Annotated in this window: 20 protein-coding genes; 13 read left to right on the top strand and 7 right to left on the bottom strand. The window is 66.2% G+C overall.

The annotated features are described in order from the left end of the window. Positions 1–17: 17 nt before the first annotated feature. Both BLT45_RS10580 and BLT45_RS10575 read right to left on the bottom strand, forming a co-directional pair. Complete coding sequence (locus BLT45_RS10580; protein WP_093299139.1) at positions 18–1031, bottom strand: alpha/beta fold hydrolase; 1014 nt, start codon at positions 1029–1031, stop codon at positions 18–20. A gap of 73 nt (positions 1032–1104) precedes the next feature. Beyond that, positions 1105–1845, bottom strand: a complete 741-nt coding sequence (locus tag BLT45_RS10575) for an SDR family NAD(P)-dependent oxidoreductase (RefSeq protein WP_175455817.1) — start codon at positions 1843–1845, stop codon at positions 1105–1107. A 240-nt stretch (positions 1846–2085) separates the two neighbouring features. Here BLT45_RS10575 and BLT45_RS10570 point away from each other — a divergent pair, with 240 nt between their 5' ends. The 5 genes from BLT45_RS10570 to BLT45_RS10550 all read left to right on the top strand — a co-directional run bounded on the left by BLT45_RS10570 (position 2086) and on the right by BLT45_RS10550 (position 8713). Next, positions 2086–2829, top strand: a complete 744-nt coding sequence (locus tag BLT45_RS10570) for a response regulator (protein WP_093299134.1) — start codon at positions 2086–2088, stop codon at positions 2827–2829. Beyond that, complete coding sequence (locus BLT45_RS10565; protein ID WP_217629559.1) at positions 2826–4163, top strand: sensor histidine kinase; 1338 nt, start codon at positions 2826–2828, stop codon at positions 4161–4163. The genes BLT45_RS10570 and BLT45_RS10565 overlap by 4 nt, the downstream gene beginning before the upstream one ends. Before the next feature lie 157 nt (positions 4164–4320). Then, positions 4321–5946 (top strand): ABC-F family ATP-binding cassette domain-containing protein, encoded by a 1626-nt coding sequence (locus BLT45_RS10560; RefSeq protein ID WP_093299128.1) that lies wholly within the window; start codon positions 4321–4323, stop codon positions 5944–5946. 122 nt (positions 5947–6068) lie between these two features. After that, positions 6069–6440, top strand: a complete 372-nt coding sequence (locus tag BLT45_RS10555) for a YciI family protein (protein ID WP_093299124.1) — start codon at positions 6069–6071, stop codon at positions 6438–6440. Positions 6441–6565: 125 nt separating this feature from the next. Then, complete coding sequence (locus tag BLT45_RS10550; RefSeq protein WP_254771860.1) at positions 6566–8713, top strand: TonB-dependent siderophore receptor; 2148 nt, start codon at positions 6566–6568, stop codon at positions 8711–8713. 14 nt (positions 8714–8727) lie between these two features. On the opposite strand, the gene BLT45_RS10545 is transcribed toward BLT45_RS10550, so the two are convergent. Then, positions 8728–9423 (bottom strand): aspartate/glutamate racemase family protein, encoded by a 696-nt coding sequence (locus tag BLT45_RS10545; protein WP_093299118.1) that lies wholly within the window; start codon positions 9421–9423, stop codon positions 8728–8730. An 85-nt stretch (positions 9424–9508) separates the two neighbouring features. Beyond that, positions 9509–10132, bottom strand: a complete 624-nt coding sequence (locus tag BLT45_RS18155) for a cupin domain-containing protein (protein WP_139187997.1) — start codon at positions 10130–10132, stop codon at positions 9509–9511. 266 nt (positions 10133–10398) lie between these two features. On the opposite strand from BLT45_RS18155, the gene BLT45_RS10535 reads away from it, so the two are divergent. The 6 genes from BLT45_RS10535 (at position 10399) to BLT45_RS10510 (ending at position 14857) form a co-directional block, all read left to right on the top strand. Further along, positions 10399–10812, top strand: coding sequence for a GntR family transcriptional regulator (locus BLT45_RS10535; protein ID WP_254771859.1), 414 nt, complete (start codon positions 10399–10401; stop codon positions 10810–10812). After that, the gene (locus BLT45_RS10530) at positions 10809–11693 is read left to right on the top strand and encodes an ABC transporter ATP-binding protein (RefSeq protein WP_093299108.1); all 885 of its coding nucleotides are present in this window, start codon (positions 10809–10811) and stop codon (positions 11691–11693) included. Before BLT45_RS10535 ends, BLT45_RS10530 begins: the two co-directional genes overlap by 4 nt. Next, complete coding sequence (locus BLT45_RS10525; RefSeq protein WP_093299103.1) at positions 11690–12376, top strand: ABC transporter permease; 687 nt, start codon at positions 11690–11692, stop codon at positions 12374–12376. Before BLT45_RS10530 ends, BLT45_RS10525 begins: the two co-directional genes overlap by 4 nt. Before the next feature lie 7 nt (positions 12377–12383). Further along, on the top strand, positions 12384–13535 hold the full coding sequence (locus BLT45_RS10520) for an acyltransferase family protein (protein ID WP_093299100.1): 1152 nt from the start codon (positions 12384–12386) through the stop codon (positions 13533–13535). A gap of 149 nt (positions 13536–13684) precedes the next feature. Next, positions 13685–13954 carry a hypothetical protein gene (locus tag BLT45_RS10515; protein ID WP_093299095.1) on the top strand — a complete coding sequence of 90 codons (270 nt, stop codon included), beginning with the start codon at positions 13685–13687 and terminating at the stop codon, positions 13952–13954. 156 nt (positions 13955–14110) lie between these two features. Further along, entirely contained in the window at positions 14111–14857 is a 747-nt protein-coding gene (locus tag BLT45_RS10510; protein WP_093301872.1) for a L,D-transpeptidase, read from the top strand. 150 nt (positions 14858–15007) lie between these two features. Here the strand turns inward: BLT45_RS10510 and arr are convergent, their stop codons facing one another. Both arr and BLT45_RS10500 read right to left on the bottom strand, forming a co-directional pair. Then, positions 15008–15415: an NAD(+)--rifampin ADP-ribosyltransferase gene (arr, locus tag BLT45_RS10505; RefSeq protein WP_093299090.1), complete on the bottom strand. Its 408-nt coding sequence runs from the start codon at positions 15413–15415 to the stop codon at positions 15008–15010. A 205-nt stretch (positions 15416–15620) separates the two neighbouring features. Next, positions 15621–16403 carry an autotransporter outer membrane beta-barrel domain-containing protein gene (locus BLT45_RS10500; protein WP_093299086.1) on the bottom strand — a complete coding sequence of 261 codons (783 nt, stop codon included), beginning with the start codon at positions 16401–16403 and terminating at the stop codon, positions 15621–15623. A gap of 361 nt (positions 16404–16764) precedes the next feature. Between BLT45_RS10500 and BLT45_RS10495 the strand changes: the two genes are divergently transcribed. Together BLT45_RS10495 and BLT45_RS10490 are read left to right on the top strand one after the other, a co-directional pair. Beyond that, the gene (locus tag BLT45_RS10495; RefSeq protein ID WP_217629558.1) at positions 16765–17268 is read left to right on the top strand and encodes a TspO/MBR family protein; all 504 of its coding nucleotides are present in this window, start codon (positions 16765–16767) and stop codon (positions 17266–17268) included. Positions 17269–17427: 159 nt separating this feature from the next. After that, positions 17428–18231: a transglutaminase family protein gene (locus tag BLT45_RS10490; RefSeq protein ID WP_093299081.1), complete on the top strand. Its 804-nt coding sequence runs from the start codon at positions 17428–17430 to the stop codon at positions 18229–18231. A gap of 82 nt (positions 18232–18313) precedes the next feature. On the opposite strand, the gene BLT45_RS10485 is transcribed toward BLT45_RS10490, so the two are convergent. After that, the gene (locus BLT45_RS10485; RefSeq protein WP_139187996.1) at positions 18314–18763 is read right to left on the bottom strand and encodes a hypothetical protein; all 450 of its coding nucleotides are present in this window, start codon (positions 18761–18763) and stop codon (positions 18314–18316) included. Positions 18764–19217: the final 454 nt, after the last annotated feature.

Raw genomic sequence — 19217 nt, 5'->3', positions numbered from 1 at the left:
GGTGCGCTCCCCTTCCGTTACAGATGCGTGGCGTCGACGACCGCCTGCACAAACGCGGCAGGCGACTCCTGCGGCGGGTTGTGGCCGACGCCGCCCGTGAACGTGCGGTGCTCGTACTTGCCGACGAACTTGGTGGCGTAGGCCTCCGGTTTCGGATGCGGTGCGCCGTTGGCATCGCCTTCGATGGTGATGGTCGGCACCCTGATGACCGGGGCCTGGGCCAGACGCTGCTCCAACGCTGCGTACTTCGGCTCGCCTTCGGCCAGGCTCAGGCGCCAGCGATAGTTGTGGATGACGATGGCCACATGGTCCGGGTTGTCCAGGGCGGCCGCGCTGCGCTTGAACGTGGCGTCATCGAACGTCCACTGCGGAGACGCCAGTTCCCAGATCTTCTTCGCGAAGTCGTGGGTGTACTGCGCGTACCCCGCCTGGCCGCGGTCGGTGGCGAAATAGAACTGGTACCACCACTGCAGCTCGCTCGACGGCGGGAGCGGCTTGCGGCTGGCCTCCTGACTGCCGATCAGATAGCCACTGACCGACACCAGCGCCTTGACCCGCTCCGGCCACACGGCAGCCACGATGTCCGCCGATCGCGCGCCCCAGTCGTAGCCGGCCAGTGTCGCCCGGCGGATCTTGAGGGCGTCCATCAGCGCGATCACGTCCGAGGCGAGGGCGGCCGGCTGCCCGTTGCGCGGCGCGTCCGCAGAGCGGAACGTGGTGGTTCCGTACCCCCGCAGATGCGGGACGATCACGCGGTAGCCCCGCGCCGCCAGTTGCGGCGCGACCTCCGCATAGCTGTTGATGTCGTACGGCCAGCCGTGCAGCAGGATGACGACCTCGCCCTTGGCGGGGCCGAGATCGGCATAGCCGATGCGCAGGTCGCCTGCGTCAACAAGCTTGTTCGCCACCAACTCAGGCGGCAGTGTCGAGGTCGGCTGTGCAAATGCGGTGCCGCCGAACAGCAGGAAGGCGCTTGCCAGCCATGACAGGGCACGCGGGCGGCGAGGGTTCGAGGCAGGGATCGGGAACATGGTGAATCCTCCAGCAGGGTGGATGAAGGGATGGATCGGGAAGCGCGGCGCGCGCGTACGCGCCGCGGTCAATTCAGATGGAGTAACCGCCATCGATCGTCAGGCTGGCGCCCGTCATGTAGCTCGCCTCGGCACTGACCAGATGGGCCGCCAGCGACGCGACCTCCTCCGGGCGTCCCACCCGTTTGAGTGGGTTGCGCTGGATCAGGTGTTCCAGGAAGCCGGCCGTGATGTCGGTCTCGATGGGGCCGGGCTGGATGTTGTTGATGGTGATCCGTCGCGGCGCCAGATCCAGTGCGAGTTCCCGCACCAGTGTGGCCACGGCCGATTTGGTCATCGCGTAGACGCTGCTGCCGACCGACCCGCTGCGCTGGGCGGTATTGCTGCCGATCGTGACGATGCGGCCACCCTCGGCCATCTTCGCGGCGGACGCCTGGATCGCCAGGAAGACGCCGCGGACGTTCACCGCCAGCATCCGGTCGAGCGTGTCCAGCGGGAACTGGTCCAGCGGGCTGCCCTCGTAGATGCCCGCGTTGACGACAGCGACCCGGAGCGGACCGAACCGGGCTTCGGCATCCGCAACGGCCGCGGTGATCGCGTGGTGGTCCGCCGCATCCGCCTGCAGTGCGATGGCCTGGCCGCCCTCTGCACGGATCGTTGCCACGACATCCGCCGCCTTGTCGCTGCGCGAGGCGTAGGTCAGGGCGACGGGATGGCCTTCTCGGGCCAATCGCTGGGCAATGGCGGCGCCGATGCCGCGTGATCCGCCGAACACCAACGCGGCGTTGGGGGAGGAAATCTTGGGAGACTGCATGTCGCGTCCTTCGGGTGATGCCGGCGGGTCGTCCGCTGGCGATGGACGCATTTCGCGCTTCCGGGTTATCCGCCACGTGTCGCGAGGGCCGCTGATTTGTCAGCCAATGCCGCGAAACCTGCGCCGGATACATTCCGATACAAAGCCGGTGTCGTCGGGGCGCCGTCCCGCCAACGGCAGGCGCTACCATGCGCGGCGAAAGGCAGTTCACCCTGCCACCCGCATCCCGGAGTCTCACGCATGTCGTCCCACACCGATCACATCCTCGTCGTCGACGACGATCGCGACATCCGCCAGATGGTCGGGGACTACCTGCGTCGCAACGGCCTGCGCGTCAGCTTGGCAGCGGATGGACGGGAGATGAAGGCGACGCTGGATACCAGCGATGTCGACTTGGTCGTGCTGGACGTGATGATGCCGGGAGAAGACGGCCTTTCTTTGTGCAGGAACCTGCGCGCGGGCAAGCATCGTGCGGTGCCGGTCGTCTTGCTGACCGCACGCGATGACGAAACGGACCGGATCATCGGCCTGGAGATGGGGGCGGATGACTATGTGACCAAACCGTTCTCGTCGCGCGAACTGCTGGCGCGCATCAATGCCGTGATCCGACGTGCGCGCATGTTGCCGCCGAACCTGCAGGTGTCGGAGGCCAGCCGGTGGATCCGCTTCGGCGACTGGCGACTGGACACCACCGTACGGCACTTGCTCGACCCGCAGGGCACGGCCTATCCGTTGAGCGGTGCCGAGTTCCGTCTGCTGCGCGTCTTTATCGATCATCCGCAGCGCGTGCTCAGCCGGGACCAGTTGTTGAACCTCACGCAGGGGCGTGATGCCGACGTGTTCGATCGCTCCATCGACTTGTTGGTCAGCCGCCTGAGGCAGCGTCTGGGAGATGGCGCGCGCGAACAGAGCTATATCAAGACCGTTCGCAGCGAGGGCTATGTGTTCAGTCAGCCGGTGGTGCTGGAGGGTGGGGACGCATGACCGTCATGCAGTCCCCGCGCTGGTTGCCTGGAACGCTGCGCGCGCGTCTGATCCTCATCCTCGGGGTCGGACTGCTGCTTGCGCATGGCCTGTCGTTCGCGCTCCTGTTCGGTGAGCGCATGGACGCCACGCGTTCGATGATGCTCAGGAACCTCTACGAAGACGTTCCCGTCAGCGTGGCACTGCTCGAACACCTGCCGGCCGACGAGCGTGCAGCGTGGGTACCCCGCCTGGAGCGGAGGACCTACCGCTACCTCCTGCGGCCGGCGGCGGCCGGCGCTCCGCTATCTACCGAGCGTTCCCGCCAGGTGACCGGACTGATAGACGACGCACTGGACCAGCGTTACCCGCTGCGCCCGCGCACTGTTTCCTCCATGCCTGAGCGCTACGAGGTGGAACTGACCCTGGCCGATGGGCAGCCACTGACCATCGAGATCACGCCAGCGCCCATGCCGGTGGCGACGTGGCTGCCCTGGGTGCTCGCTGCGCAGGTGCTGGTGCTCTTGCTGTGCGTGGGCGTCGCAGTGCGCCTGGCGACCCGTCCGTTGGCGAGGCTTGCCCTTGCCGCTGAATGCCTCGACCCTGCAGGAAACAACGTGCCCCTTCCGGAGGAGGGACCGTGGGAGGTCGCCCAGGCGGCGCAGGCCTTGAATGCGCTGCAGGCGCGCGTCGCGGCGCATGTCAGCGAGCGCACGCAGATCCTGTCCGCCATTTCCCATGACCTGCAGACACCGATCACCCGCATGCGCCTGCGCGTGGAGGCCATGGAGGCCAGTCCCAGCCAGGACAAGCTGCTCGGTGATATCGATCAGGTAAGCCAGCTGGTGCGTGAGGGGCTGGACTACGCGCGGAGCGCGAGCGTGACGCTCGGGCCGGCGATCCATGTCGACCTGACAGCCTTCCTGGAGAGCATCGCAGGCGACTACCAGGATGCAGGTCGTCCTGTGCAGCTGCTGCAAGGCACGTTGGCGTCACGCGATACGCATCCGCAGGTCCTGCGGCGCGTCCTGCAAAACCTGATCGACAATGCGTTGGCCCACGCCGGCAGCGCGGAGACGCAGCTGCGCATCGACGGGGAAGGGCGTGTGTGTATCGATGTGCTCGATCGCGGCCCGGGTATTCCGGCCGACCAGTTGGAAGCGGCATTGAAACCGTTCCACAGACTCGAACCCTCACGCGGCCGTGCCACCGGCGGTACGGGCCTCGGCCTCGCCATCGCCCAGCAGCTGACGCAGGCGTTGGGTGGCTCCCTGCGGCTCTCCCCGCGTGAAGGGGGTGGCCTGCAAGCGACAGTCATCCTGCCTGAGGGCGCGTCGCGAACCATTCAGCCCTGACGCACCGCGCGCTGCCACAATACCCCTTCATCCTGATGTCGCCGGAGTTGCCGGACGTGTGATCGAACCGTTCCCCTGACAAGAACGCGCGCCTGGCCCGACCGGGTGCCTTGTCCATTGATCGCCCGCGCATGCGGCGCGATCCGAGGAGGAACCCATGTCCGGTGCACGCATCCGCGTCTCCCATCTTTCGTTTTCCTGGCCCGATGGCCGTTCCGTCGTCGCCGACCTGTCCTTCACCCTGAGCCCCTCGCGGGTTGGCTTGGTCGCGCCCAATGGCGCAGGCAAGAGCACGCTGCTGCGCTTGCTGGCAGGCGAGCTGGCGCCGCAGGCCGGCACCATCGAGATCATGGGCAAGTGGGGGTATCTCCCTCAACGCTGGCAGCTCCCGGCCAACGCCACCATCGCGGACGTGCTGGGCGTCACCGAGGCACTGGTGGCGGTGGACGCTGTGCTCGCCGGTACGGCCGATGCGACGCAGCTGGACGCTGCGGATGGCCATTGGGATCTGCGCGAGCGGATCGCGGCGCAGCTGGCCATGCTTGGCCTCGGCGACATGCCGCTCCAGCGGAAGGTCGCCACGCTCAGCGGAGGCGAGGCGATGTCCCTGGCGTTGGCCGCCAGGTTGTTGCGCAACCCCGACGTTCTGCTGATGGACGAGCCCACGAATCATCTCGATCGTGCCGCACGCCGACGGCTGCACGACGTGCTGCATGCGTTCCGCGGCTGTGTACTGGTGGCCAGCCATGATCGCGACCTGCTTGAGGGCATGCAGCAGATCGCCGAACTGCAGCCCGTGCGCCTGCGCATGGTGGGGGGCGGATACAGCGCCTATCGTGCGGTAGCCGACGGGGAACAGGCCGCAGCAGAGCAGCAGGTGCAGCATCTTCGCAAGGAGCTTAGGCGCGAGAGAGTCGACAGGCAGCAGGCGCACGAGCGCGCGGAGCGGCGCTCCTCGAATGCCCGGCGGACGCTCCCCGATGCCGGCGTGCCCAGGATCGTCGCCGGCACGCTGGCACGTCGCGCGGAAGTATCGGCGGGCAGGGCGGCCGATGTGCACAGCGCCCGCCTTGCGGAAGTGCGTGACGCGCTGCGGCGTGCGGAGCTGGACGCAGCGACATCTATAGCGCCTCGCTTTTCGTTCCCGTCCACGCGGGTGGGTCCTACCCAGCATGTGCTGACGGTGGAGCGCGCGCAGGCCAACGGGAGCGAGGGAGTGATATGGGGCGAGCACGGCGTGACGATGACCATCCGAGGCCCCGAGCGCATCGCGTTGACGGGTGACAATGGCGTGGGCAAGACGACGTTGCTCCGGATCTTGGCCGGGGACGTGCTACCGACCCGTGGGGAGCGCCGAATCAGCCGTCGCCGGGTCGTCTATCTGAGCCAACGCCTCGATCAGCTGGTATCCGGCTTGTCGCTGGCCGAGAACTTCGCGCGCGTCGCCCCTGGCCTGCCATCCCAGCAGCGCGCCGATGTGTTGGCGCGTCTTGGCTTCCGCGGTGACCGCATGCAGCTCCCCGTCAGCGCGTTGTCGGGCGGCGAGCGCCTACGTGCCACGCTGACCAGCGTGTTGTACGCGGACGAGGCACCCCACTTGCTGTTGCTGGACGAGCCGACGAACAATCTCGATCTTGATGCTGTCGTGCATCTGGAAAAGGTGCTTCAGGACTACGAAGGCGCGATGGTAGTGGTCAGTCATGACGCCCACTTCCTGGACGCGCTCAACCCCACGCGACGCCTGGAGCTGACAGCGAAAGGGCTCACTGAGCGACCGGGTTGAGGCATCCTGCTCCTGGCCGGATGCGATCGGATCGGCGGCAGTGCTGTTCAGATCTCGTCCCGTGTGTCGATTCTCGTCCTCCTACTTCGTCGCCCAGACATCTCCGCACTCAAGGAACTGCCATGAAGTACCTCGGCCTCGCCTATTTCACCCCCGACAGGTTCGCTGCCATGGCCCCTGACGACGTCGAGGCGCTGGTGAGCCAGTGTCCCGCCCTGGACGAGAAGATGCGGGCGACCGGCAAGGTGCTGGTGTCCGCCTCGCTGGGCGATCTGGAAGGCTGGCGCACGCTACGGCCGAATGCCGGCAAGACGCAGGTCAGCGACGGGCCCTATACCGAATCGAAGGAAGTGGTGGGTGGCCTCTTCATCATCGAGGCGGACAGCCCCGACGAAGCGCTGCGCATCGCGTCGATGCATCCGGCGGCGACCCTGGGCGAGGAGGGCGGGTGGGCCGTCGAGCTGATTCCGATGGATTTCTATCTCGCCCCATAAAGCATTCGCCTCCCGACGGGGCGGCCTTGATCTGGATCAATTGCGAGCCGTTCGCATTTGCTAGACTGTGCCCATCAGCCGCTGCGCCACGCAGTCAGCCACTCCCCGTGCCCTAGGCTGATTCCGTGTCGTCGACCCGCTTCCCCCGCGCGCATGCGCGCAAGCCGCTGTTCCTGTCGCTCGCCCTTCTGCTCGCCCCCCCGGCCACCGCGCTCGCGCAGGACGCCGCCGAGGAAGCATCGGATGCCGCCGTCACGCTCGACACGATCCAGGTGAAGGGCGAACGCCTGGGCCTGAACCTCAATCTCGATGCGAGCTCCGGTGCGTTGGGCACCAAGCGGCTGCTCGACACCCCCTTCTCGGTCACCGTGGTCGAGCAGGAGGACATCGAAAAGCGCGGCGCCACCACGCTGGGCCAGGTGTTCATCAACGACCCGTCCGTGTACGCCGCCGAGCCTTCGGCCACGACCAACTGGTGGGGCACGCAGATCCGCGGCATCGGCGTGACGAATCACTACGTCGATGGCGTGCCGATGCTGATGGAGTGGGGCGGCGAGTACCCCCTCGAAGCCGTGGAATCGGTGCAGGCGCTCAAGGGCCTGGGCGGCTTCATGTACGGCTTCGGCGCGCCCGGCGGCATCATCAGCTACCGGACCAAGCGCCCCACCGCCAGTCCGTTGTTCTCCACCACCCTGGGCTGGCGCAACGACAACGCGTTCTCGCTGCATGTCGACGCCAGCGAGCACCTCGGCGGACCGGATTCGCTGGGCTACCGCGCCAATCTGGTGAGGGAGGGCGGCGACGCCTACAACGGGGCCGGCATCGACCGTACGCTGGTCGCGCTCGCCGTCGACCTGCCGATCAGCGATCGCGTGGTGTGGCATGCGGAAGTGCTGCACGAGGACAACAAGCTCAAGCACGAGCCGATCTACTTCTACTGGGACACCTATGAAGGCGAGCGCCTGCCCACGCCGACCTACGATTACGAGAACGTCCGCGTACGCAATTCGTACTACAAGGCGGTGACCAGCAACGTCACCACCGGCCTGGAATGGCGCATCAACGGGAACTGGAACATCGACGTCACCGTCGGCGCCGGTCGGCGCGAGCACTATTCCAACAAGATGTTCGGCAACCTGCTCAACGAGGCCGGCGACTACGAAGGCAGCGTGTACAACTTCGCCGGCGACCTGCGCAACAGCGTGGCGCAGGTGCTGGTCACCGGGCAGGTCGGCACCGGGAGCCTGCGCCATGACCTGGTGTTCGGCGTGTCCGCGTTGCGCACGTGGGAGCGCTGGGGCAACGACTGGTACTGGAGCAACGACTTCAACGGCAACCTCTACCAGCGGCTGGATTTCCTCTCCACGCATGTGCCGGACTTCAGCTGGGCGCCTTTCAGCTACGACGAGCGCCAACAGGCGGTGTTCGCCAGCGACACGATCCACATCGGCGAGCAGTGGCAGGCCATCCTGGGCGTGCGTTACGTGGACTACGAGCAGCGCGACCGGGATGGCGATCCGGACGTCGACTCGCGCTATGCAACGTCGGCGCTGACGCCCACCGTGGCGCTGATCTACAAGCCGATCGACGAGGTGTCGATCTACGGCAGCTACGTGGAGTCGCTGGAGTCGGGCGGCCGCGTGGGCTTCGACAGCGAGCCGCCGTACGCCAACGCCGGCGAGGTGCTCGATGCCACGACCAGCAAGCAGTACGAGCTCGGCGCCAAGTACCAGACCGGGCGGTTCGGCTTCACCGCCGCCGCGTTCCGCGTCGAACGTGCCGCGCAGATCGACCAGTGGCGCGGCGAAGAGCGCTGGCTCGTGCAGGACGGACTGACGCTGTATCGCGGCTTCGAAGCGATCGCGAGCGTCGGCATCACCGATCGCCTGGACATCGGGCTGGGCGGGCTGTGGATGGATGCCAGCCTGGAGGACCTGTCGCCCGAGAGCGCGGGCCTGGTCGGCAACCGGCCGGCGGGTTCGTCGCGCCGGCAGTATGTGGCCAACGTGGAGTACCGTCCCGTTGCCCTGCAGGGCTTCAGCCTGCACGGCAACGTCCGCTACTCGGGCGACCAGTATTACGAGGACGCCAACCGCGTGCTGATTCCCGGTCGCACCGTGGCCGATGCGGGCTTCCGCTACAACACCACGATCGGCGGCCGCAGCGCCACGCTCACCGGCAACATCAACAATCTGTTCAACCGGAAATACTGGAACCTCGACACGCTGGGTGAGGCACGCAACGCGTCGCTGGACCTGCGTATCGACTGGTAGTCCTGCGGTCAGCCTTACTCCGCCAGCGCGGCCTCCACGGCGGCGCTGGCGTGCAGGGCGGTGGTGTCGAACAACGGCACGCGCGCATCCTGCGGACCCACCAGCAGGCCGATCTCGGTGCAGCCGAGGATGATGGCCTGCGCGCCGCGCTCCACCAGGTCGTCCATGACGCGGCGATAGGCCTCGCGGGAGGGATCGCGGATGACGCCGCGGCACAGTTCGTCGTAGATCACGTCGTGAACGAGGCGACGGTCGTCGGCCTCCGGCACGAGGACCTGCAGCCCGTGCCTGTCCTGCAGGCGCTGGCGGTAGAAATCCTGCTCCATCGTGAAGCGGGTGCCGAGCAGGCCGACCGTTCGATGGCCGGCGGCGGTGATGGCCGCGCCGGTGGCATCGGCGATGTGCAGCAACGGAATCGACACCGCTGCCTCCATCTGCGGCGCCACCTTGTGCATGGTGTTGGTGCACAGCACGAGCAGGTCGGCACCGGCGGCCTGCACGCGGCGCGCAGCGTCGGCCAGCACCTCGCCGGCGGTGTCCCAGTCGCCGTCGCGCTGCAGCTGTTCGATCTCGTGGAAGTCGACGCTGTACAGCACGACCTTTGCCGAATGCAGGCCACCCAGGCGGGCCTTGATGCCTTCGTTGACCTGGCGGTAGTACGGCACCGTCGATTCCCAGCTCATCCCGCCGATCAGTCCGATCGTCTTCATGCCTGTCGTGCTTCCATTGTCTCGGGCGCCGATTATGCGGTGCCGTACGCTGCCGACGGCGGAGCGGTTCGGAGATCGAGCCGATCTACGTTCCCGAGCAACTTTCCTTGGGATTCCAGTCGGACTCGAGACTCATCCATGGGGTGTCGTCGGGCATGATCAGAAGGACCAGGCTTCGCCGACCTTCGGGCGATGCCTGCAAGTGCGCCCCTGAATCGAGGATGTAGTGTTCTCCAGCCGCCACGAGTGCGGTGCCGTCGCGAGTCTCAACACACTGTTCGCCCTCGAGTACGTAGAAGACTTCGGGTCCCGGATGAGAGTGCGCACGTGTCTTCATGCCTGGCGGAAACCAAGATTCAAGCAAGCGCATGCGGCCTTTCGAAGGTGCACGAATGGGGCCTATCGACGCTTTGGAGATCGCGCCTTCGATCGGGGGTGGCGTGGCGTCACCCAGCACATGAAGCCATGCCTTGCCATGCGCTTCTGTGGCCACGGCTTGCCCAGCGTGCGTGGCGGCGACGCGGGCATCGATCAGCGTCGGAAACGCATAGATGTGCCAATAGAGCTCACCGTTCGGGGCCTCGATCTCGATCTCTGCGGAGAGATAGCAACCAGGCTCTCCGACATGGTCGCGGGCTGGCGCGGTGCACTGACCTGGAACAGCAGTGGCTGCATGAGTCGCGAGCAGTGCTGCGAGTAGAAGCGACATGCGCTAGCTCCTTGAACCGTACTTCCGTAACGATACAAGGCGAATGGTGAGGACATCAGGGCGTGTCCGTGCCCGATGCCAAGGCGCCATCCAATACCTCGCCCGGCACATCCGTGTCACCGTCGCGCCCCGGTCGTCGTGAGCGACGGTCATTGGTTGAGGTCGCTTCCCGAGTCCTTCCCCGAGCCGATCGTTGACGGCCTCAACGACCGCTTTACAGGGCAGTCCATGCTGTGCATACTGTGCATATCAAGTATGCACAGTGGGTGGCAGTGAGCGCGGAACTGTTCCTGTCGACGACCGACAGCACGCCAATGTACCAGCAGATCGTCGACCAGATCACCGCCAAGGTGATCGCCGGCGACTGGAAGCCGGGGCAGGCGTTGCCGTCGATCCGCGAGCTCGCCAGCGCCAGCCGGGTCAGCGTGATCACGGTCAAGCGCGCCTACGCGGACCTGATGCTGGCGGGAATCATCGTCACCCGGCACGGCATGGGCTCCTTCGTGGCCGAGTCCTCGGACCTGCCCACGGACCTGCTGCGCGCCGAATTCACCCAGCACTTCGACGCCCTGTTGGCCTGCGCCGCGCGGCTCGGCATCACCCGCAACGAGATACGGCACATGCTCGATGACGAGCAGGCCGCGCCCACGCCCGACACCTCCGGAGGATCCACGCCATGACCGCTGCACTCGCCCTGTCCGGCGTGACCAAGCGCTACGACAGCTTTGCGCTGCAGGACATCACCCTGACCATGCCCGCGGGCCAGATCATGGGATTGGTGGGCGTCAACGGCGCCGGCAAGACCACCTTGTTGCGCATCCTCAGCGGACTCGCGCGGGCGGATAGCGGCACCGTCGATGTGCTGGGCTACGCGATGCCGGCGCAGCAGGTGTCGGTCAAGAAGGAGCTGGGCTTCGCGTCGGAAGACATGCGCCTGTACAAGAGCCAGACGCTGCGCTGGCACATGGATTTCATCCGCGCGATCTACCCCGGCTGGGACGAGGCCTACGCGGCCGACCTGCTTCGTCGCTTCGACTTGCGGCCGGAGCAGACGCTCGCCGGGTTCTCGCATGGGCAGCGGGTCAAGGCCCTGCTGCTGCTGAATTTCGCCCGCCGCCCCAAGCTGCTGCTGCTCGACGAGCCGACCACGGGCCTCGACCCGGTCGCGCGCGACGAGGTCTTGCAGGCGCTCGCCGACATCCTGCGCGACGACGCCCGCAGCGTGCTGTTTTCCTCGCACAACACGCGGGATATCGAGCAACTGGCGGACACGATCAGCTTCGTCCACCAGGGCCGCCTGCTCGCGTCCAAGGACAAGGAGTCCTTCCTCGACGACTGGCGCCGGATCATCTGCCAGGGCACGTGGCCGGCGGACGAGCATGCATGGCCCGAGATCGCGATGACGCGCCAGAACGGCTCGCTGCTGGAGCTGCGGGTGCGCCAGTTCAACGACGGACTGCTCAGCCGCCTGCAGGCGCAGGGGCTGGAAATCCGCAGCGCCGAGGCGATGAGCCTGGAAGACATCTTCGTCACCACCGTGCGCGCTGGAGGTGCGGCATGAAGCGCTTCGAACTCAACCTGCCCGTGATCAAGCAGTTGATCTTCAAAGACTGGGTGCTGTTCCAGAAGCAGCTGGCGGCCTACGTGACCGGGGGCATCTTCGCGCTCTGCCTGATCGGCATGGCCAAGGGCTGGAGCTTCTACCTGGGCTCGCTGCTGCTGCTCGTCGTCATGGTCGGCATCTCCTGCTTCTCGATCTCCACCTCGTTGCTGGTCGAACGCAAGGAGCACACGCTGGCTTTCGTGATGAGCCTGCCGCTCACGCCGCTGGATTTCTACCTGGCGAAACTGCTCGGCAACCTGGTGACGTTCTTCGTGCCGTTCCTGATCCTGTCCGTCGGCACCCTGGCCGTCATCGCGTTCACGCCCTTGCCCGATGGACTGGTCGTCTTTTCCATCCTGATCTTCGGCTTCGTGACCCTGGCCTACAGCGTCTCCCTGAGCGTGGCCATGGCGGTGGAATCGGAGGGCTGGAACACGTTCGCCATGATCGGCAGCATGGTCCTGATCAACCCTTTCATCATGTTGCTGGGGCAGATCCCCGAGATCACCCACAACGTGAGCACCGAGCGGGTCGTCTGGAGCCTGCCCGCCGTCGCCATCCTGCTCGTGGAAATCGTGGGGAGCATCGCGGTGCTGGTGATCACCGGCTGGGTGCACTGCCGCAAGAAAGCGTTCTACTGACGCCGCCATGTCGGCGCCCGATCGCCTCCACGCGATGGACAACCTGCGGGCGCTCGCCATGCTGTCGGGCGTGCTGTTCCATGCGGCGCTCGCCTACAGTCCGCTCGCGCACGACTTCGTTCCCACGGCCGATCGCGCGTCGTCGACGGCCGTCGACGTGGGCATCTGGTTGCTGCATCTGTTCCGCATGCCGCTGTTCTTCGTGGTCGCCGGGTTCTTCGCGGCCATGCTGGTGGCGAAGCGCGGGATGGGCGGATTCTTCCGCAATCGCTTCACGCGCATCGCGCTGCCGTTTGTGATCTTCCTGCCGCTCGTGCATGTGATGCTGAAGTACAGCACGCTGCACGCCGCGGCGACGGTGCAGCACCCGTCGCCCTTGCTCGCGGTCATCCGGCAGCTGCTGCAGACGCAAGGCCTGCCCGAGCAGCTGCCCGGCACCGGCCATTTGTGGTTCCTCTACTACCTGCTGTTCTTCTACGTGCTGGTGTGGTCGGCGAGGAACTTCGGGCTGGAGAAACTCGGAAATCGCGTGCGCGCGCTGAGTCCCTTCTGGATGCTGGGCGTATTGCCCTTGCTGCTGGTGCCGGCACTGGCCTCGGTCAGCGCGCCCCATCCGGCGCCGGAAAGCCTCCTGCCGCAGTTCTGGGCGTTCGGTTACTACGGGCCGCTCTTCGCGTTCGGGTACCTGTTGTATGGCCACGACGCCATGCTCGAACGCTTCCGGCGCCTCGCACTGTGGCTGCTGGCCGCCAGCCTGGTGCTTTACGGCATCTTCTGGGTCCTGTTGGATCGGCACGCGCCCAGCGTGCAGGATCCTTCCGCCTCCTGGCCGATGGCGGTGCTCGAGGCCTACATCAGCGTATGGATGACCTGCGCCTGCCTGGTCGCCGGAAAGGCCTGGTTGAACCGCCGCCATGCCGTGCTGCGTTACCTCTCGGATGCATCCTATTGGATCTACCTCGTCCACCTGCCGATCCTGTTCGCCCTCCAATACCGTTTGCTTGACGTGAATCTGCCCTGGGGCATCAAGTTCGTGGCCTCGGTGCTGGCGACGTTCGGGTTCTGCCTGCTCGGTTACCACGCATTGGTGCGCTCCACGCGCTTGGGCGGGCTCCTGGGCGCACGAGCGCCCACGGCAATGGTGCGCGCGGGAAAGTGATGTATTGCGCATTTCAGACGACGATCAGACGACCAACGGCGTCCCATTTTCACAGTCCTTGCACGTAGACCACTCCAGCCTGAAGGCAGGTTGCAGCAGCGGTGGCAAACGCCGCTATATTCCGACTCCCCAGACGAAGGAGGATTTGAATGTTTACGACGAAGCGATACATGAAGACGGCGCGTGTGCTCGGTGTGGCGTTGGTTGCGGGCGTTGCGCTGAGCGGCTGCGCCACGTACGACGACGAGTTCGCCGGCATCAATTCGCGCCTCGATTCGCTCGACACCAAGGTGCAGGGCGCAGCCCAGAGCGCCGAGTCGGCCAATCAGTCCGCGACGCAGGCCAATCAGCGTCTCGACCAGATCGAACGCCGCGTCCAGCAGCTCGAAGCCGCACCGCGCCGCGTGCCGCGCGGCTGATCGCGCTGACGCGACGTGTTGCGAACCGTGTGAAACAGAACCCGGTGGCCGTTGCGGCCACCGGGCTTCTTTCATGATCCCATCCGTGTTTTGAGGAATCGCGTCATCCGTACCTGCATCCATTCCGCGATCCGGACCGCTGGCAGCGCGCTGATCATGACGCTGGCGTTGGCGAGTTTCGGCGCCAGTGCCGCGAAGGCCGGTGCCAAGAAGGCCGGCGAAGAGAAGGTCAGCGCAGAGAAGTCCGCTGACGAGAAGACCGCTGAAGAGAAGGCTGCCGCGCAAGCGGAAAACAGCCCTGACCAGCTTCCGCCCGGCCAGGAAGTCTCCGATACGGTGATCGAGCTTGCGGGCTGGATCGTCGCAAGCAAGGACAGCCAGGGGTATCCCTTCGCGATCATCGACAAGGCCGCTGCCCAGATTCTGGTGTTCGGCGGTGACGGCAAGCTCCGCGGCGCAGCGCCCGGGCTGTTCGGCTCGGCGGTCGGCGATCACACGGCGCCGGGCGTCGCGGGTCTCGCGCTTCGCGAAATTCCCGGTCGTGATCGCACGACGCCTGCGGGTCGTTTCGTGGGCGGCTTCGGCCCGTCCATCGACGCCGGGCGCGTGCTGTGGGTGGACTACGAGTCCGCGGTCTCCATCCACCCGACCGCCACCGGCGTGCCGGCCGAGAAGCGCGTCGAGCGCCTGGCCTCGGCAACGCCCGACGACAACCGCATCACCCATGGTTGCATCAACGTTTCGCCCGGGTTCTACGAGCGGATCATGCAGACCACCTTCGAGAAGGGCGGGGTGTTCTACATCCTCCCGGACAAGGACTCGCTCGCGGAGACGTTCCCGGAGTTCGCGCAAAGTCGCGCGGATACCGCAAGCAACGACGGGAAGCGCGTACGCCGTCGCTGAAAGGCGCGTCCGCCTGTGCGCGTCGGCACAGCGAACCGCATTGCGGGTGGGACGATGTCGCCAGGGCAGGGGCAGGCCGCGCTCTCCATGAGTAGCGACGCTGCCCCGGGTTCTCGCCCCGCGCCTGCGTGATTCGCAGGCGATCGCACGTCAATCCTCGATGGCCTCCACGCCTTGCCGATCCAGTTCGGCCAGGCGATCGCGCATGGCGGCGAGTTGTTCGGGCGTGTGGCCTATCCAGCCGTTCACTTCGGCGACCACGCGCAGCGGCTCGCGCGTGCGGTACGAGCGGGTGGGATTGCCGGGAAAGCGCTGGTTGGTGAGATTGGGGTCGTCCTCGAACGGGCCGGTCGGCTCGACGATGTAGAGGTGTCCCCGGCCTTCCCCGACGGCAAGCTCCGCGCCCCATGTGGCGGCCTCCAGCATCGCGGTCAGGTAGACGTACTTCGCGATGCGGCGCGTGCCGAAGTTGGAGGTGTAGCCCGCAGCGATCAGGTCGCCGGGCGCCAGCCTGGCCTTTGTGCCGTGGTAGTAGATCTCGGTATCGCGCATGGACATGACGCTCTCGTGGCCTGCCGTATCGACAGGCCGGCGATACTGAAGCCCGCACCGGGCCTTGCCGCAAGCCCCCGACCGGTATATACATTGAGGGTGGGAGGCGCAGCGCGCCTCCTTTTTTGTGCGCGGCATCCGGTCCGCGTGCGGGTGCCGCCGACATCTGGCGGGGCGGCGGGCACGTTGCCGCGCCCGCCGGTGGACGCTCTCAGAAGTCCCAGCGGCCGGTGATGGACATCGGTATCGAGACACGGCTGCCGGTATCGTTGATGGCCGCCAGGCCAAGCCCGGCGATCGCGGAATCGTCGTCGGAAAGATCGTCGATGTAGTTCACCCCTGCGGCGAGTGTCATGCTGAAGCGCTCGGTGAACGTGATCTGCGCGCCGGCCTCGAGCCCGCCGCTCAGCGCCCAGGCCTTCTCGTAGAACGGCGCATCCGGGATCGTGATCGCGGCGTCGGGAATCTCGAAGGTGGCCCGGATGACATCGGTTTCGGTCGCACCCAGTCGCGCCGCGAAAAACGGCCTGACCCGGCCGCCATCGCGAAAGAAACGCCGGTAACCCACCTCCCACGTGTACGCGTCGTAGTCCGAGAACGTGCCGAAGACGTCGAGCTCGGTATCGAGCGCCGGCACGTAGGCGGCACCGACGCGCACGCGGCCATCGTCGGTGCTGGTCTCCCTGGCCTGAAGGAATACTTCGCTCCGCTCGCTCAGTCCATAGCCCACTTCCAGGCCCAACGACCTGGCTGTGCCGTAGATCTGGTCGTGGCTGCGGGAGCGAATCCGCAACTCCGCGCTGACGCCCGCCAAGTCCGGATTCAACGGCCCGAGATCGGGAACGGGCGCCACGGCGCCGGAGTGGACATCGCCGCTGATGGGCATGTCGACGCCTCCGAAGACGGACATCGAGAACTTTCCTTGCTCGGGTCCAGCGGCGTAAGCAGGACCTGCGGCCGCGAGTAGCAAGGCGGCCAAGACATTGATGCGCATGTGCCTCTCCCAAGAAAGTGGTCATGCCTACCGACGGTAGGCGCAACGTCTACGCGGACGCATGCGCGCTTGGATTCACCGCACGTCATTACGTAAGCGAGCTTTCAAAAGCCTTCACGAGGTATCGACTTCGCTGTATGCGCCATCGCCGCTTGTCGGCTATCGCAGGCGGAAGGCGCGCGTGCATCCAGTGCTGCGCGCAGACCGTATGCGAGAAGAACGTCGCGGGTGTGCGCAAACACGCGTGTGTGCAGCCGGCGACGGTGAAAGTAAACGGGGAGCGGGCATTCATTGAGCGACGACATCGGTGCGGCACGATGACGGTCCTGTGTCTGCCTGCACGTCCTGTTCCCACCCGACGATGGAGCACCTCATGACGCGAACCCGACAACTGATTGGCTTGGTGGGATGGCTACTGGCCTGCTATGCCGTGGCCGGCATCGGCGCACGGGCGTCCATCGCTGCCGCCTCCTTCTATGGTTCTCTCGCGCTGCCGAGCTGGGCACCTCCTGCGCAGGTGTTCGGGCCGGTCTGGACCTTGCTCTACGGGATGATGGCGGTCGCTGCCTGGCTGGTGTGGCGCGAGGGAGGCTGGGCGCGGCAGCGCCGCCCGCTGCTCCTGTTCCTCGCCCAGCTGGTCGTCAATGCGCTGTGGAGCTGGCTGTTCTTCGCCTGGCGTCAGGGCGGCATGGCCTTCGTCGATATCGCATTGCTCTGGGTGCTGATCCTCGCGACCCTGGTGATCTTCTGGCGGGTGCGGGTGGCCGCCGGCGCGCTTTTGCTGCCTTACCTCTGCTGGGTCGGTTTTGCGCTGGCGCTCAACTATGTCGCGTGGCGTGGCAATCCCCACCTGCTGGGGTACTGAGGAAGTGCCCGCGAACCGGCGGCCTCGCTGCCTTGCGGCACTTCGTAGGCTTCTCACGCGACACGCGCGCGGGGTGTGAGAGGATGCGTGACGACATTCCGTCGAGCCTCGAACGGACCGCGCTCGCCCCATGACTCTCCTTCTTTCCTCGGCTCGAACATGCATCTGCTAGCCGGATGCGAACTGACGGTCGAGTCGACCGAGGACTGTGCGGTGGTGGCCATGCTGCGGCCGCGCAGTGGCGAGGCGCAGTGGCTGATCAGCGAAACCTATGCCTTCGAGCCCCATGTCCGCCCGACCGAATACGTCGATGTGTTCGGCAACCTGTGCCAGCGTTTCGTGGTGCCGCGTGGGCGCATGCGGATCCGGGCCGAGCTCGAGGTGGAAACCGAGCGCGATATTGCGGTCGCGCCCTGGGTCGCGCCCGCGCCGGCTGCGCTCCTGCCCGATCACACGCTGCAGTACCTGCTGCCGAGCCGCTACTGCCCAAGCGACCGTGCGTTCGAGCAGGCGCAGGCCATCGTGGATGCGGCGGATCCCCGCAATGGCCAGGTCGGCGCCATCGTGGAATGGATCCGCGCCCATATCGAGTACCGGTACGGTGTGAGCGACGCCACGACGGACGCGCTCGGCACCCTGGCCGCAGGGGCCGGCGTCTGCCGCGATTACGCCCATGTCGGCATCACGCTGTGCAGGAGTCTGCGCATTCCTGCCCGGATGGTGGTCGGCTACCTGTACGGGCTGGAACCCATGGATCTGCATGCCTGGTTCGAGGCGTATCTGGACGGCCGCTGGTACACGTTCGACCCGACGCAGTCCGCGCCCCGCGGTGGCCGGATCGTGGTCGCCTACGGGCGAGATGCGGCCGACGTGGCGTTCCTGACCCCTCACGGCTGGCTGCAGACGTTGGAGATGCAGGTGTGGGTGGGCGAGCGAACGGCGGACGCACGCAGGATGGATTGAGCGAAGCGGCTTCCAACGGCGAAGCCCGGTCTACCCATCGTCAGGTGCCGACACGTGCAGGCGCGCGATGTTGCCTGTGGTTCTACTCGACGCGGCGGGAAGCCCGGTCACCCACCCGACGGGTTTCTTCCATCCAATCCAGGGCCTCGCGGTAGCCTTCCTCGCTTTCCAGCACGCGATCCATCAGGGGCCGCCCCGTCAGTGCGAGGTACTCATCGAGATCCGCAGGGGTGAGGCCGACGGCCTCGGCGGCTTGGTGGAACAGGTGCCAGCGCATCGCGCGCTTCTCGAGTTCGTAGTGCGGCCAGAACGCTGGCAGGACCTCCGCTCCCGCGCGTACGCGACTGATCGGCTCTCCCTGGCGCTTGTCCTTGGGGGCGAGGCGCTTGGCGGCGGCGAGGAGCAGGTGCGCCATATCCTGGCGCTCTTCGGTCCCCTTCGTCGTCTGCAGTTGGCCTGCACACCGTTCAAGGGAGGCGGACAGCTCGCGGAGCGAAGCCTGGAGGTATGGGTTCGGGTGGTCTTTGATCATCGTCCGTCGGTGCACGGGCCGCGAATAGCGCCCATCCATCACGGTAGACGTGTGGCGGGGGCATTTCCCTATGGGGATGAGCGCGGTATCTACCGCTGCAATGCCCCGATGTTCGTTAACTTCACTTGGAGCCGCTGCCCGGTAGCGCATCTCGACAGGCTGCGACCAGGAGCGCTTGTGCGCTTCCGACCCGAAGTGGACATCGGGAGATTCGCGCCATTGAGGAGGCTTGCAGGGTGGTGCGTCGCGCTGTCCATGAACGTGGCGTACCAGGCTGCAGGGATGTACAGGAAGGCGGGCGTCATGGCGAGGATGCCCATGAGCTTCGCCTTGGATCTACGCTCAGTCCCATGCACACCCGCGCGACCAGATTAGCTAGACTGGACGAGGATGTGGGCGGCTTGGCGGCCGTCCCCGGTTGATTCGTCAATGTGCCGTTTCGTCCCGAGGGACA

Origin of the sequence: Pseudoxanthomonas sp. CF385 (assembly GCF_900104255.1) — a bacterium.
Taxonomy (GTDB): Bacteria; Pseudomonadota; Gammaproteobacteria; order Xanthomonadales; family Xanthomonadaceae; genus Pseudoxanthomonas_A.
Note: the sequence above shows the minus strand (reverse complement) of the source record. Positions and strands in the feature narration are given on the sequence as shown.

Bases quoted from the DNA above. Each gene is read 5' to 3' on its own strand.
- BLT45_RS10495 (WP_217629558.1), top strand. From the start codon at position 16,765: ATGGAGCACCTCATGACGCGAACCCGACAACTGATTGGCTTGGTGGGA.
- BLT45_RS10525 (WP_093299103.1), top strand. From the start codon at position 11,690: ATGAAGCGCTTCGAACTCAACCTGCCCGTGATCAAGCAGTTGATCTTC.
- BLT45_RS10570 (WP_093299134.1), top strand. From the start codon at position 2,086: ATGTCGTCCCACACCGATCACATCCTCGTCGTCGACGACGATCGCGAC.
- BLT45_RS10580 (WP_093299139.1), bottom strand. From the start codon at position 1,031: ATGTTCCCGATCCCTGCCTCGAACCCTCGCCGCCCGCGTGCCCTGTCA.
- BLT45_RS10485 (WP_139187996.1), bottom strand. From the start codon at position 18,763: ATGATCAAAGACCACCCGAACCCATACCTCCAGGCTTCGCTCCGCGAG.
- BLT45_RS10560 (WP_093299128.1), top strand. From the start codon at position 4,321: ATGTCCGGTGCACGCATCCGCGTCTCCCATCTTTCGTTTTCCTGGCCC.
- BLT45_RS10500 (WP_093299086.1), bottom strand. From the start codon at position 16,403: ATGCGCATCAATGTCTTGGCCGCCTTGCTACTCGCGGCCGCAGGTCCT.
- BLT45_RS10575 (WP_175455817.1), bottom strand. From the start codon at position 1,845: ATGCAGTCTCCCAAGATTTCCTCCCCCAACGCCGCGTTGGTGTTCGGC.
- BLT45_RS10565 (WP_217629559.1), top strand. From the start codon at position 2,826: ATGACCGTCATGCAGTCCCCGCGCTGGTTGCCTGGAACGCTGCGCGCG.
- arr (WP_093299090.1), bottom strand. From the start codon at position 15,415: ATGTCCATGCGCGATACCGAGATCTACTACCACGGCACAAAGGCCAGG.
- BLT45_RS10515 (WP_093299095.1), top strand. From the start codon at position 13,685: ATGTTTACGACGAAGCGATACATGAAGACGGCGCGTGTGCTCGGTGTG.
- BLT45_RS10555 (WP_093299124.1), top strand. From the start codon at position 6,069: ATGAAGTACCTCGGCCTCGCCTATTTCACCCCCGACAGGTTCGCTGCC.
- BLT45_RS10520 (WP_093299100.1), top strand. From the start codon at position 12,384: ATGTCGGCGCCCGATCGCCTCCACGCGATGGACAACCTGCGGGCGCTC.
- BLT45_RS18155 (WP_139187997.1), bottom strand. From the start codon at position 10,132: ATGTCGCTTCTACTCGCAGCACTGCTCGCGACTCATGCAGCCACTGCT.
- BLT45_RS10530 (WP_093299108.1), top strand. From the start codon at position 10,809: ATGACCGCTGCACTCGCCCTGTCCGGCGTGACCAAGCGCTACGACAGC.
- BLT45_RS10510 (WP_093301872.1), top strand. From the start codon at position 14,111: ATGACGCTGGCGTTGGCGAGTTTCGGCGCCAGTGCCGCGAAGGCCGGT.
- BLT45_RS10490 (WP_093299081.1), top strand. From the start codon at position 17,428: ATGCATCTGCTAGCCGGATGCGAACTGACGGTCGAGTCGACCGAGGAC.
- BLT45_RS10545 (WP_093299118.1), bottom strand. From the start codon at position 9,423: ATGAAGACGATCGGACTGATCGGCGGGATGAGCTGGGAATCGACGGTG.